9 protein-coding genes are annotated in these 12,721 nt (G+C 61.6%); 4 read left to right on the top strand and 5 right to left on the bottom strand.

The window, feature by feature from the left end; translation table 11 throughout:
• Position 1 precedes the first annotated feature (1 nt).
• Positions 2-1,294, bottom strand: a complete 1,293-nt coding sequence (locus L8I05_RS02265) for a citrate:proton symporter (protein ID WP_242167051.1) — start codon at positions 1,292-1,294, stop codon at positions 2-4.
• Between the two features lie 111 nt (positions 1,295-1,405).
• Between L8I05_RS02265 and L8I05_RS02260 the strand changes: the two genes are divergently transcribed.
• Positions 1,406-2,302 carry a LysR family transcriptional regulator gene (locus L8I05_RS02260; protein ID WP_242167050.1) on the top strand — a complete coding sequence of 299 codons (897 nt, stop codon included), beginning with the start codon at positions 1,406-1,408 and terminating at the stop codon, positions 2,300-2,302.
• Between the two features lie 133 nt (positions 2,303-2,435).
• On the opposite strand, the gene L8I05_RS02255 is transcribed toward L8I05_RS02260, so the two are convergent.
• Both L8I05_RS02255 and L8I05_RS02250 read right to left on the bottom strand, forming a co-directional pair.
• The gene (locus L8I05_RS02255; RefSeq protein WP_242167049.1) at positions 2,436-3,038 is read right to left on the bottom strand and encodes a glutathione S-transferase family protein; all 603 of its coding nucleotides are present in this window, start codon (positions 3,036-3,038) and stop codon (positions 2,436-2,438) included.
• A gap of 10 nt (positions 3,039-3,048) precedes the next feature.
• Entirely contained in the window at positions 3,049-4,215 is a 1,167-nt protein-coding gene (locus tag L8I05_RS02250; RefSeq protein WP_242167048.1) for a PLP-dependent aminotransferase family protein, read from the bottom strand.
• 81 nt (positions 4,216-4,296) lie between these two features.
• On the opposite strand from L8I05_RS02250, the gene L8I05_RS02245 reads away from it, so the two are divergent.
• From L8I05_RS02245 to L8I05_RS02235, 3 genes are all read left to right on the top strand, one after another.
• On the top strand, positions 4,297-4,731 hold the full coding sequence (locus L8I05_RS02245) for a MarR family transcriptional regulator (RefSeq protein WP_242167047.1): 435 nt from the start codon (positions 4,297-4,299) through the stop codon (positions 4,729-4,731).
• Positions 4,732-5,005: 274 nt separating this feature from the next.
• Positions 5,006-6,337, top strand: a complete 1,332-nt coding sequence (locus L8I05_RS02240) for an NCS2 family permease (RefSeq protein ID WP_242167466.1) — start codon at positions 5,006-5,008, stop codon at positions 6,335-6,337.
• A 13-nt stretch (positions 6,338-6,350) separates the two neighbouring features.
• Positions 6,351-6,977, top strand: a complete 627-nt coding sequence (locus L8I05_RS02235; RefSeq protein ID WP_242167046.1) for a LysE family translocator — start codon at positions 6,351-6,353, stop codon at positions 6,975-6,977.
• Here L8I05_RS02235 and L8I05_RS02230 read toward each other — a convergent pair.
• Both L8I05_RS02230 and uraH read right to left on the bottom strand, forming a co-directional pair.
• Positions 6,967-12,186 carry a DUF6543 domain-containing protein gene (locus L8I05_RS02230; RefSeq protein WP_242167045.1) on the bottom strand — a complete coding sequence of 1,740 codons (5,220 nt, stop codon included), beginning with the start codon at positions 12,184-12,186 and terminating at the stop codon, positions 6,967-6,969. The genes L8I05_RS02235 and L8I05_RS02230 overlap by 11 nt on opposite strands.
• A gap of 166 nt (positions 12,187-12,352) precedes the next feature.
• Entirely contained in the window at positions 12,353-12,706 is a 354-nt protein-coding gene (gene uraH, locus L8I05_RS02225; protein ID WP_242167044.1) for a hydroxyisourate hydrolase, read from the bottom strand.
• Positions 12,707-12,721 lie beyond the last annotated feature (15 nt).

The raw sequence follows: 12,721 nt of genomic DNA, 5'->3' as shown, positions 1-12,721 counted from the left end.
CTCAAATCACTCCCAACAGCAACGCGGTCAGGGTCATCAACACCGACGCGGCAAACAGAAAAGGGATGGTGAAGCGCTGGTGATCGGCCAGTTCGACCTTGCACAGGCCCACCAACAGGAAGGTTGCGGGGGTCAGCGGGCTGACCGGGAAGCCGGTGGTGTGCACGCCGAGCAACGAGGCCTGGGCCACTTGCAGCGGGTCGACGCCCAGGGCCTTGCCGACTTCGGCGATCACCGGCATCACGCCGAAATAGTAGGAATCGGGGTCGAACAGCAGGCTCAACGGCATGGAAATAAAGCCCACCACCGCCGGAATCAACTTGCCATGGCCCGCCGGAATCTGCGCCACCGCCACTTCGGCCATGGCCTTGAGCATGCCGGTGCCTTGCATGATGCCGGTGAACACGCCAGCGGCAAGCAGGATGCTGGCCATGGTCAGCGCAGTCTTGGCATGGGCGTCGATGCGTGCTCGCTGGGCGTCGACGTTCGGGTAGTTGATGCACAGCGCCACCACGGTGCCGAGCATGAACATCACCACTGGATCGACCCAGCCGGCAATCATCACCACCATCACCAGTACGGTGAGAATCAGGTTGACCCAGAACAGGCGTGGGCGACGCAGCAGGATGTCAGCGTCACTGAGCACCCGTTGCGGTACGGCATCCACCGTGGAACCAGCGCCCAGGCCCAGGCGTTTTTCTTCACGGTGGCCCAACCACCAGGCACAGGCGAAAACAAACACGAGCCCGACGATCTGCACCGGGATCAGCGGCTGGAACAGGTCCGCCACCGGCACATGCAGCGCCGCCGAGGAGCGCAATACCGGGCCGGTCCAGGGCAGGAAGTTGACCCCGGCGGCCATTGCGCAGACGCAGGCGAGGATGCGTTTGTCGATGCCCAGCCGCGTGTACAACGGCAGCATCGCCGGCACCGTGACCAGGAACGTCACCGCGCCGGAGCCGTCCAGGTGCACCAGCAACGCCAGGGTCGCGGTGCCGACGACAATGCGGGTAGGACGCGTGCCTACCGTGCGCAGGATGCGGTCGATGATCGGGTCGAGCATGCCGGCGTCGGTCATGATCCCGAAAAACAGAATCGCAAACACAAACATGCCCACCACAGGGGCGACGTTCTTGATGCCGGTGATGATGAAGGCGCTGGTTTGCAGGCCGAAACCGCCGAGCAGCGCGGCGATGATCGGCAGGGCGATCAGCGCCACCAGCGGCGACAGGCGTTTGCTCATGACGGCAGCGAGCAGGCACAGGATGGTAATGACACCCAGGGTAGCGAGCATGGGTTACTCCAGAGCGGCCTTGGTGGCCGGTTATTGTTTTCCCCGGAGTATTGGAAGCGGGTTAGTCTTTGTAAATTGGAATATTCAGCCGCTGGCGTTCGGAAAAACAAAATGAAGAATTCGATGCAGCATATTCAAGCGTTCCTCGCGGTGGCCCGCACCGGCAGTTTCACCAAGGCCGCCAACGAGTTGCACTTGTCACCGTCGGCCCTGACGGTGCAGGTGCAACAGCTTGAAGACTGGCTCGGCGTCGTCCTGCTCGACCGCAGCCCGCGCCATGTCAGCCTCACCGCCGCCGGCCAGGACGCACGCGGCCCGATGGAAAAACTGCTGCTGGACCTGGACAACATTGTCACCGGCTCTCGCGACCTGGCGGCACTGCGTCGCGGCGTGGTCAGCATTGCCGCCCTGCCCTCGGTATGTGCCGGCGCCCTGCCCCCGGCGCTGCGCCTGTTTCGCGAGCGCTTTGCGGGCATCGAAGTGCGCCTGCACGACTTGGTGGCCCATCGCATTCATGCCGAGGTCCGCGAAGGCCTGGTGGACTTCGGCATCGGCGTGCGTGCCCGACTGAGCCACGGCCTGGAGTTTTTACCGGTGTTGAATGATCGATTGTGCGCATTCCTGCCGCTGGAGCATCCACTCGCCCACCATCGTCAACTGACCCTGAAGCAGTTGGCGGAGCAGCCGATCATTCTGACCGGGCGCGACAGCAGCGTGCGCGAGCAAGTGGATGCGCTGTTTGATCAGACGCGGCTGACCCTGAACGCGGGCATGCAAGCCAATTACATGTCGACAGTGTTGGCCTTGGTGCGCCAGGGGCTGGGCATCAGTGTGTTGCCGGAATCGGCGGCGGACAGCCTGGAAGGGTTGAAGCGCATCAACATCGACCATCCCGGGGTGAACCGGGAGATCGGGTTGATCAGTCGCAGCGGCATGGGCTTGAGCCCGGCGGCGCAGCGTTGTTTCGAGCTGCTGAGTGACGAACTATCTGCCACAACATCACGCTGAAGCCGGGCACGGTCAATGTGGGAGCTGGCTTGCCTGCGATGCAGGCAACTCGGTCCGTCAGATTGAACCAGGTGATGCTATCGCAGGCAAGCCAGCTCCCACACAAGCTCGCTCCGACATGTTTGACCTGTGTTTAATCCAGCATCGGTACATGTTTGGGATGGCTGGCCACCCGCTTCAACCACGCCTGCACGGCCGGGTAAGGCGTCAGGTCAAAACCACCTTCATGGGCCACATGGGTGTAGGCATACAACGCGATGTCGGCAATCGAATATTGCTCGCCCACCAGGTACGGCGTGGCCTGCAGCTGACGGTCCATGACCCTCAAGGCCTTGTAGCCGCCTTTATGGGTGGTTTTGTATTCCTCCAGGCGATCTTCCGGCATGTTCAGGTAGAACTGGATAAACCGCGCTACCGCGATATATGGCTCATGGCTGTACTGCTCGAAAAACTGCCATTGCAGCACTTGCGTACGCAGGCGCGGCTCGCTCGGCAGGAACTCGCTGCCATCGGCAAGGAAGTTGAGGATCGCGTTGGATTCCCACAGGCAAGTGCCGTCTTCCAGCTCCAGCACCGGGATCTTGCCGTTGGGGTTCTTGGCCAGGAATTCGGCGGTCTGGGTGTCGCCGTTAAGGATGTCGACATCGATCCATTGATACGGGATGCCCAGCAGGCTGAGCATCAATTTGACCTTGTAGCAGTTGCCCGACTTGTAATCGCCATAAACCTTGTACATGGGGCTCCCCTTATGCCGCTTGCGCGAGCTGTGCTTGCCGAACCACCGCGGCCAGGCGTTTGAGACCTTCGTCCAGACGGGCCGGGTCGATATGGCTGAAATTGAGGCGCAACGAGCCGTGGTGCTGGTCGGGCTCGGAAAAGAACGGTTCACCGGGCATGAACGCGACGTCCTGATCTAACGCTTGCGCCAACAAGGTGCGGGTGTCGAGCGGCTGTTTCAAGGTCAGCCAGAAGAATAATCCACCTTGGGGCACTTGCCAGTCGGCCAGCTCGCCGAAATGGCGCGCCAATGCCGCCTGGAATGCATCGCGGCGCTCGCGGTAAAAGCTGCGTAGCTCGGTCAGATGCTGCTGGTATTTCTGCGTGCCGATCCACTGCATGGCCTGCCACTGGCCGATGCGGTTGGTGTGCAGGTCTGCCGATTGCTTGAGCTTGAGCAGGTGCGGGAACAGATCCGGGCTGGCAATCAGGTAGCCGACGCGCAAGCCCGGCAGCAGGGTCTTGGAGACCGTGCCAGTGTAGATCCAGCTGGCTTGTTTCAGGCGCCCGGCGATGGGCTGCGCACTGCCGCCGTCGAAGGTCAGTTCGCGGTAGGGTTCGTCTTCGATCAATGTCACGCCGAACTCATCGAGCAAAGCCGCTACGGCCGCGCGCTTGGCTTCGCTGTAGCGCACGGCCGAAGGGTTCTGGAAGGTCGGGATCAAGTAGATGAACGCCGGGCGATGGTGTTCGAGGCTGGTGCGCAAGGTGGCCAGGTTCGGACCGTCGGCTTCCAGTTGTACGGTCAGGCAGTCGGCGCCAAACAGTTGGAAGATCTGCAATGCTGCGAGGTAGGTCGGGCCTTCCAGCAGGACTTTGGTGCCTTTGTCGATATACAGCTTGGCCGCCAGGTCGAGGGTTTGCTGGGAGCCGCTGACCACCAGCACCTGGCTGGCCTGGCACGGTACGCCCAAGGCGCGGGCCTCGGCGGCCAGCAATTCACGCAACTGTGGCTCGCCTTCGCTCATGCCGTATTGGCCGATGTTAAGCGGCATGCCCTCCCAGTTCAGCGCGGGCAGCATGGCTTCGGCCGGCAGGCCACCGGCGAACGACATCACTTCCGGGCGCTGGGCCGCCGCGAGGATTTCACGGATCAAGGAGCTTTTGAGGCGCGTAACACGTTCAGAGAAGGCCATAAGGTCACCGGTAGCGAAGCCTGTGGGAAATACGTCAAACTGGTTGACCGAAATTACGACGACTTGAGTAGATACGTCAATATGCTTGACCTTAAAAACCAGAGCAGCCAGCAACAAGCCATGGAAGCCTTCTTCTTCGGCTATCAGGCCTTCACCGCCAAGGCCGATGAAATGCTTGAGCGCCGTGGGCTGAGCCGGGTGCACCAGCGCATCGTGTTTTTTATCGCGCGCTACCCTGCCTTGAGCGTGAAGGAACTGCTGGAATTGCTCGGCGTGAGCAAGCAGGCGCTGAACATCCCGCTGCGGCAATTGCAGGAGATGCACTTGGTCGAAAGCATCGCGTCCGAGACCGACAAACGTAAGCGCCTGCTGGAACTGAGCGAAGAAGGCCAGCGTTTCGAGCAGTCGCTGCGCCGCGAGCAGGTGAAACTGCTGCAACGGGCGTTCAGCGAAGCCGGCGAAGACGCGGTGACGGGCTGGCTGGCGGTGAACCAGGCGCTGGCCGGGCAGTCTTGACCTCTTTATTGAGCTGAGTTGCTGTGGCAAGCAGGCTTGCCACAACATCCGCACTCACCTTTCATCCACTTTCGCCCAGACAATCGAAAACATTATTTGCTTTATTTGTATACAAAAGCATAATTCGCTTCGTGCGAGTTCCTGACCTATTGGTCAACAAAGCCCGCCAGTACCTCAAAGCGCTGATGCCCACCTGTGTGACCGGCGCTGGAAATAACAATAAAACTCTTGAGGAGTACTCGCTGTGGAAAGCCGCAAATCCGAAGCCCCTACGCTGGATCTATCCCCGCCAAGCCTCACCACCGCAAAGCACGGCTGGCTGGAACGCCTGTTCAAACTGAGCGCGCATGGCACCACAGTGAAGACCGAGCTGATCGCCGGCCTCACGACCTTTATCACCATGGCCTACATCATCTTCGTCAACCCCAACATCATGGCCGACGCCGGCATCGACCACGGCGCGGCGTTTGTCGCCACGTGCATTGCCGCTGCCCTGGGCTGCCTGTTGATGGGCCTGTACGCCAACTGGCCTGTAGGCCTGGCGCCGGGCATGGGACTGAACGCGTTTTTCACCTACACCGTGGTCGGCACCATGGGCTATCACTGGGAAACGGCGCTGGGTGCGGTGTTCATCTCCGGCGTGCTGTTCATGGGCCTGACCTTGTCGCGGGTGCGTGAATGGCTGCTCAACAGCATCCCGGTGAGCCTGCGGCATGCCATGGGTGCGGGTGTCGGCTTATTCCTCGGGGTGATCGGTCTGAAAACCGCCGGCATCATCGTCGACAGCCCGGCCACGCTGATCAAACTCGGTTCCCTGCACGAACCCGCGCCCCTGCTGGCGGCGGTGTGCTTTTTGCTGATTGCGATCCTCAGCTACCACCGCGTATTCGGCGCGATCCTCATCAGCATCATCGCCGTGACACTGGCCGGCTGGGGTTTGGACCTGGTGCACTACAACGGCATTCTCTCCACCCCACCGAGCCTGGCCCCGACCTGGATGGCCATGGACATAAAAGGTGTATTCAATGTCAGCATGATAAGCGTGGTATTTGCTTTTCTTTTTGTGCACATGTTTGATACCGCCGGTACACTGATGGGCGTTGCCCAGCGCGCCGGGCTGGTGGACGCTGACGGCAAGATCCATAACCTGTCGCGCGCATTGAAGGCCGACAGTGCGTCGAGCGTGTTCGGTGCCATGGTCGGTGTACCACCCGTGACCAGCTATGTGGAAAGTGCTGCCGGTGTGGCCGCTGGCGGTCGCACCGGGTTGACCGCGGTGACCGTGGGCGTGCTGTTTGTGGCTGCGATGTTTTTTGCACCGCTGGCCGGCATGATTCCGGCCTATGCCACTGCGGGTGCGCTGATTTACGTGGCAATGCTGATGATGGCAAGCATGGCCCACATCAACTGGGATGAAGCCACCGACAGCATTCCGGCAATTGTTACCGCGATCATGATGCCGCTGACGTTCTCGGTCGCCGACGGTATCGCCCTGGGCTTTATCACCTATGTGGCGCTCAAGGCCGGCACTGGCAAGTACCGCGAAATTTCCATCAGCCTGTGGGTGCTGTGTGTGATTTTTTTCGCGAAATTCATATTTCTATAACAAGGAGCAAATGATGAACCTGGATACCTGGCTGCTGTTCAGTGGTGCTGCATTGATCGTGATCCTGATTCCGGGGCCACTGTCACTGCTGATGATCAGCAACAGCCTCAACTACGGCTTGCGCCGCTCCTACCCGGCGTTTCTGGGCGGAGTGTTTGCGTCGATCTGTTTGTTGAGTGCTTCGGCTTTGGGTCTGGGCGCATTGTTGCTGGCCTCGGAACAGCTGTTCAGTGCCTTGAAAATCGTCGGTGCGGCCTACCTGTTCTACCTCGCCTGGCAGAGCTGGCAGCAATCGCGCCAACCGAGCCAGGGCGCGGTGGTGCCGGCGGCTGCGGCGACGCCGCGGTTTCGTACGCTGTTTGGCCGGGCTTTTGTGTTGGGCGCCAGCAACCCCAAGGACATCCTGTTCTTTGCCGCCTTCCTGCCGCAGTTTCTCAACAGCCAGCAGCCGTTCCTGCCACAGCTGCTGGTAATGATCGCCACCTGGACCGTGCTCGACCTGTTGTGCAAACTGACTTACGGCCTGGGCGCCCATGGCGCTGCGCGGTATCTGCGCAGCGGCAAGGGCCAGAGCTGGTTCAACCGGGTCAGCGCCACATTGTTTGGCGGCGCGGCGACGGCGGCGTTGCTCAAGGGGTAAACGGCGCGACTTTGGCAAAATACACACTGGCCGGTTCGTCGTAACGAACCGACCATTGGACACCCGCCACCATCCTGACCAAACGCTGCTCCCTCATGGCGTTGTCAATCGCAATAAACTCCAGCGAATAGGGTGTCGCCGCGCTGACACGGTCCTGAAACCAGGCGTCGGAAAGCTGCGGCGCAACCCTGGAGCGTAGGCTGACGGTGCGATTATCCACCCAGCGGGTCAGCACGAAATAGACCCTGTCAGTGTGTGGATGAGTGCAGTAGAAATCCATCCCCGACACTCCACCCTGGCGTCTTGCGATGCCTTTGACGCTAAACCCATGATGCTCGAGCACACGCCTGACGGCGGACTCAGCGGCCTGCGAGCGCAAGGTAGGGACCCCGACGCCGCGCCTGAGCAACGCGGAATTAAGGTGATCGGGCGGGCTGAAATCCAGTCGCACAAAGCCCGGCGTCAGCCCATCAATCCCAATATTGGCACTGCCCGCACCCGGCTCAGCCACCGGCCTGAGCATATTGAATAAATCGACCATACGCCCCGGCGTTTGCGGTGCCAGCCAATGATCGAGGGTGGCTCTGATATTGAGTAAATGCGTGGCCGTTATCCTGGACCCGGTGTCTGCCAGTTCAGTCAGGCGTTCGCCGACAAACCGCCGGCTGTTCACGGTCAAGTCGGGAAAGGCCCTGCCCACCGTGATGTCCAAGGGCTCATTGAACAGCGGCTGATGGGGCGTCCACAGCCCATTGGCGCCGAGTGTCGCGGGCACCGGTTGCTCGGCGTCAGCAATACCCAGCCAACGCTCCATATCCACGTACGCCCTGAAGTGAAGGTCGTGGTTTCTCATGATAAACACGACCCGCTCCGAAGAGGCGTTGGTGCCCTGGGGCAGCAGCCGGTAATAGTAGTGTTGCTGCCCCAGTTGCAATACCTCATACGGCGGATAACCCGGCGCCGCCGGCATTCGGTAGATTCTGCGCGAAGGCGCCACCTCGGTCAGCGGCTCACTGTGCCATACCGCCCAGTTTTGCCAGGCGCTGCCGGCCACCGGCGATGCACGCAAGGCCGCTTCCACCCGCGCATGCGATGGCGGTGCCCAATCACTCGCGCTGCGGGTCGGGGCCCAAGGTTGAAACACCCCTGAAGACGGCCCCGCCACGGGTGCATCGGCCCCCAACAGCCATTCGCGGGGATGCTCAATCTTCAAGATCAGCTCCCCCTCGCCTGGTGTTTTTTTCAGCCGCAGGCCCCCTTCGTTCGGGCGCTGATACACCGGGTAAACCTCATCACCCTCGACCAGTAACTGCTGGCCATTCTTCACATACCGCCCCTTGCCTCCCGGCCCCTGCAACTCAATGGCGCCCTCCAAGCCACCCGATGATCTGAAGCGTTCCAGCAGATTAAGGGGTCTGCTCGGCGCCACGTTCAGCCCTGCACGCGCAAAGCCTTGATGACGATGCACGGGAGCCAGGGACGCCCGAGCAACGCGGGCGCCCTTGGGACCCGGGGCAAAAGTCAGCAGCACATCGACAAAGGAAAGCACCGTCAAAAACGCCACATCCACCGCGTCATGGGCAGAGCCGCTGAAATGATAGCGCCGCGCGGCGAGCAGCATTTCATAGAGGCTGGCACCGATGCCCAGCACCGGGACAAACGACAGTACCCCCCGAATCGTTGCGTCATACTGCTCGCCCAAACGCTGTTCGCGGTACTCCTGCAACGCCTGGGCGGACTGGGACTGTGCTTGAGTACGGCGTTGCAGGTCGAACACCTGGGCATGGGCCAGCAACGCCATTGCATTGCCGCCGGACGTGGGCACAGCAGCCAACCAGCCTTGGGGCAGCAGCGCAATCTGTTCCTGGATTTGAGCCTCGACACTGTCCAGGGCGACTGCCGGCACTTTATGCCGGACCGTGAAAAACTCGGCGACCCAGCTCACCACGCGCTCCATCGCTACGATGCCCAGTCGCCCCGAAAAACGCCGCCTGGGGCTCACCCCGTGGTCTTCACCGAGGTAACGGTCAAGCGCCTGAGACTCCCAGCCGGGCGCCACCTGGCGCGCCAGCACTTTCATGTTATCGGGTAATGCGCCCAGTCGGTTCAAGGCTCGCTCGGCCTCGACCAGGCTGGCGTACCCGACAATCACCCGGCTTGCCAGTGCCGTAGGCCAATACACCACACACAGCCCCGAAAGTTTGTCATGCATCAACAGCACCCCGGCAATGTGGCGATCCTGCTCCAGGGTCACGCCCACCAGGCGCAGCACCGCCAGTTGCACATCGAACCCGTCGGCCTGCAAGTCACCGGCCGAGCGCGCGGCCATAGCAAAGGTAAACAGGCGCTGGGCCGCGTCGCTCAGGCCTTCTTGCACCGCCGAATACAGCTGCATCTCGGCGCGTTGTTGCAAGGCCCGATAGACCAGTGCCTGGGACAGGCCGGTGGACGCACCTGAAGGGGATACCGGCGGGTAAAAAGCCCGCTGAATGTGCTTGTCGTACTCGCCCCCCACATCCAGCGACGCGATCATTTTGATCAGGTAACCCACGCTCAAACGGTCTTTCCAGTGCGGGTCCAGCCAGCGCGCGCGGTTCAAGCGCCAGCGCGTCCAGGGCGCATTGGGGTCGAGGTTGTGCAGCGCCAATTGCAGCAGGCTGAAGGTCGTACGCTGGGGGCTGACCACCATTTTCACGTCGCGATCGCCCACCGCACACTGGCTCGACCAGCCACACAGCTGGGCACTCACATCGTCAGGCAAATCGAGCAAGGGTTTGTCGATATCCAGCTGCGGGTAAAACCCGTCTTCGCTCAATCGTGCAATCAGCGCGTCGCGGGCGAAGGCCTCAAGGTCCGGCAAGTCTTGCCAGAGTTTGTTTTCCACCGCCCAGGCGTTCGCCAGATAACGGCGTGACAACTGCTTGTAGTGTTTGCGCTGGCCCGTCGAGGCGATGCCGAGCCACGCAGGCAGCTTTTTCGCCTGCCTGGCCGTCTCCTGCAGCAGGTTGACGTTGGCCAGGGCCAGTGTTCGCGCATCATTGGCGGGTATTTGCAGGCACTCGAACAACTCTTGAGCCAGCAGCATGGCGCTTGACTGCGGGTCACTTACCTCGCTGAACAGCCTTTCGCCCTGGTCGATACGTTTTTGCAGCGCAAGGTAATGCTGCAACAGATTGAGGAACAGGTCTTTGAGCACATTGCGCTCGATCACCGTGTAGCTCACCAGGGGCGTGCCCGTGGGCAGCGCGCTGATCGCAGCCCGCAGCTGCGCACGCTGGTGACGCCCAATGCAGCGCCACAGCATGGACCCATCGCGACTTTTCAGGCTGGCCTGCAGGCCATCGGCGAAGGCGTTCAGGCTGTCGAAAGGCACCAGCCCGCCTTGCCGCCCCATCACGTATAACACCACCGAGTGCCGGCCGGCCGGTTGAGCCCGAGCCGCGTTGGTTGTCACCAACACCGCGCCGAGCAATGGGTACACCGCAGCCGCCTCGCCGCCCACCGCGACCTGCAACACACAGGTATCCGTAGGTTGCTGACCGGGCACCCACGACGCATTCAGCGCCGCATTCACCAGCTGCAGATGCGCAGGGGTTATCAGCTTCAAGCGCTGTTGCATCTGGGCCTCGCAGAGCAGTGCCCGACGCTGCGCGCCCCCCAACAATGAGCCACGACTGAGCGCCCCCTTGGGTTTTTCCAGCCAGAACGCCTTTTGCAACAGGCGCTCGTGGGTGCCATGCGCCCACTTGCGCGCCGTCTCCACCTGTTCCTGCCATTGGCGCTCAAGGTCTAAAACCTCTTGGAAGGCCGCGCTGTCGTTGGCAATGTCCGTCGCATCCAGCAAGGCGACCAGGCCTTTTTCATAACGTTTGAGCAGCGCTTCGCGAGTGTTCCACGCAAGCCCCGACGCCAGGCTGCCGAACGCAATTTCGCCAGCCCGACGCCGGTGGTCCCACTCCAGCAAGGTGTTCAGGGTGCCTCCCAACCGGGCAAACCCCACCAGGCGCGAGCGGCCCTTTTGGATGAACTTTAGTAACCGTTTTACATCCGGCGCGGCTGACTGGCCCGCCCCTTGAATGCCGACAGCCGCGGGGTTGATCGACAATGCACATGCCAGCTCGTTATCCCACTGCGCCTCCAGTAACTCAGTGGCGCTGGCGAGCAACGCATCCTCTTGATGCGGGCCAATGAGTTGAAGGGTAAACGCGCTCGGCGTAGCGCTTGGCGTGTCACACAGTTCATGCCAGCGGCGCAGCGGCAGGCACTGCCACAAAACGCGGCTCAGCGGGCCATTGACCAACACCGGCAGGTCGCAGTGCAGTCGGTGCCAGGAACTGAACTCGTAAAACTCACGCGAAAGGCCCGGCAGGTAAATCACATGGGGCGTATCCCCCACCACGCCCTCACGGTATATATGCAAGGCCCCCGGGATCGGCACCAGCGCCTGGTTCGTGCCGGGCCACGCGACCCTGCTCACCTGAATGCACGCCCATTCCCCACCGGCCCGCCGTCGTGCGTCAGCGCCCGGCAGTTCCATCAGCTGGCGCAGCATGGCGAAGCCGTTGTCGGTCAGTTGGTACAAAGAATGCGCGAGCAGCGCATTCTCGGCGAACACTGACTTGCGCAATTGCGCCCAGTGTTGCTTGCGGGTCAGCCAGGAGCCTTGCGCCAGTTGCTGCCAATACGCGCGCATGGCGGCGTCAAGCCGATCGAGCAACGCCAGGCCGTTGACCCGCTCCAGTGCTTCACGGGCGGTAAACGGCAATGGGCGGGAAGGATCGTCCTTAACGCTCAATGCCGTGAACTGGTTGATGTTGAGCGGCACGTAGGGCTGGATGAGCAAGCCCAATGCACGCTCGGTCAGGCTGTCGATCCGTTGGGTGAGAGCTGGTGGCCGAGGTTCGCTGAACAGCACGGTGTCCGGGTCCAGGCCAAAGGCTTCGCGTAACGCGCCGCGCAAAATCCCCAGCACTCTGGGCGCACGCCCGATCAGGCCACTGAGTGCTTTTGCTGCTTTGCTGCCCCGCGTTTGGGCTTCGTACAGGCGATTGATTTCAGCGCTGGGCTGCATGACGGCGTTGAGCCGGCGGGTCAACAGCACACGAATGGCCGCGTCGCGATCCGCGCTCGAGGTGTTCGGATCATCGAAATCAAGTGTGTCGGCCCAGGCGGCTTCAGCGGCCAACCCAGCGGTGGTGTCGGTACTCATGGCGGACTCTTCCGTAGCGAAAGAGCCGAGCCTAGGCACCCCGACCGTGAAGGGTGCGTTACATAGTTGGGCGGCCTGCCGCCACGCCACAGGCAAAAAAAAGCCCGCAGTGTGGGCGGGCGAAAAACCAACGAAGAGCTTTGGGGGTGTGAAGCGAGGTGACGACTCAGCTACCGCGATAAGTGGAGTAGCTGTAAGGCGAAATCAGTAGCGGGACATGGTAGTGATCCTGCTCGGCGCTGATGCCGAAGCGCAGTACCACGACGTCGAGAAACGCAGGTTCCGGCAATTGCACACCACGGGCGCGGTAGTAATCACCGGCGCTGAATTGCAGCTGGTAAACGCCGCTGCGGTAGTCGTCGCCTTGCAGCAACGGCGCGTCGCAGCGGCCGTCGCTATTGGTGGTGGCGGTGGCAACCAGTTCCAGCTGCGTACCTTCGACGCGGTACAGTTCAACCGTGATTGCGCTGCCGGGGCAGCCATGTGCGGCGTCCAAAACGTGTGTGGTCAAGCGTCCCATGGCGTCTGCGCGCCT

This window comes from Pseudomonas sp. MONT-RG-20F-20-E-7-02, from assembly GCF_022662395.1.
In the GTDB taxonomy this organism is placed as follows: domain Bacteria; phylum Pseudomonadota; class Gammaproteobacteria; order Pseudomonadales; family Pseudomonadaceae; genus Aquipseudomonas.
Note: the sequence above shows the minus strand (reverse complement) of the source record. Positions and strands in the feature narration are given on the sequence as shown.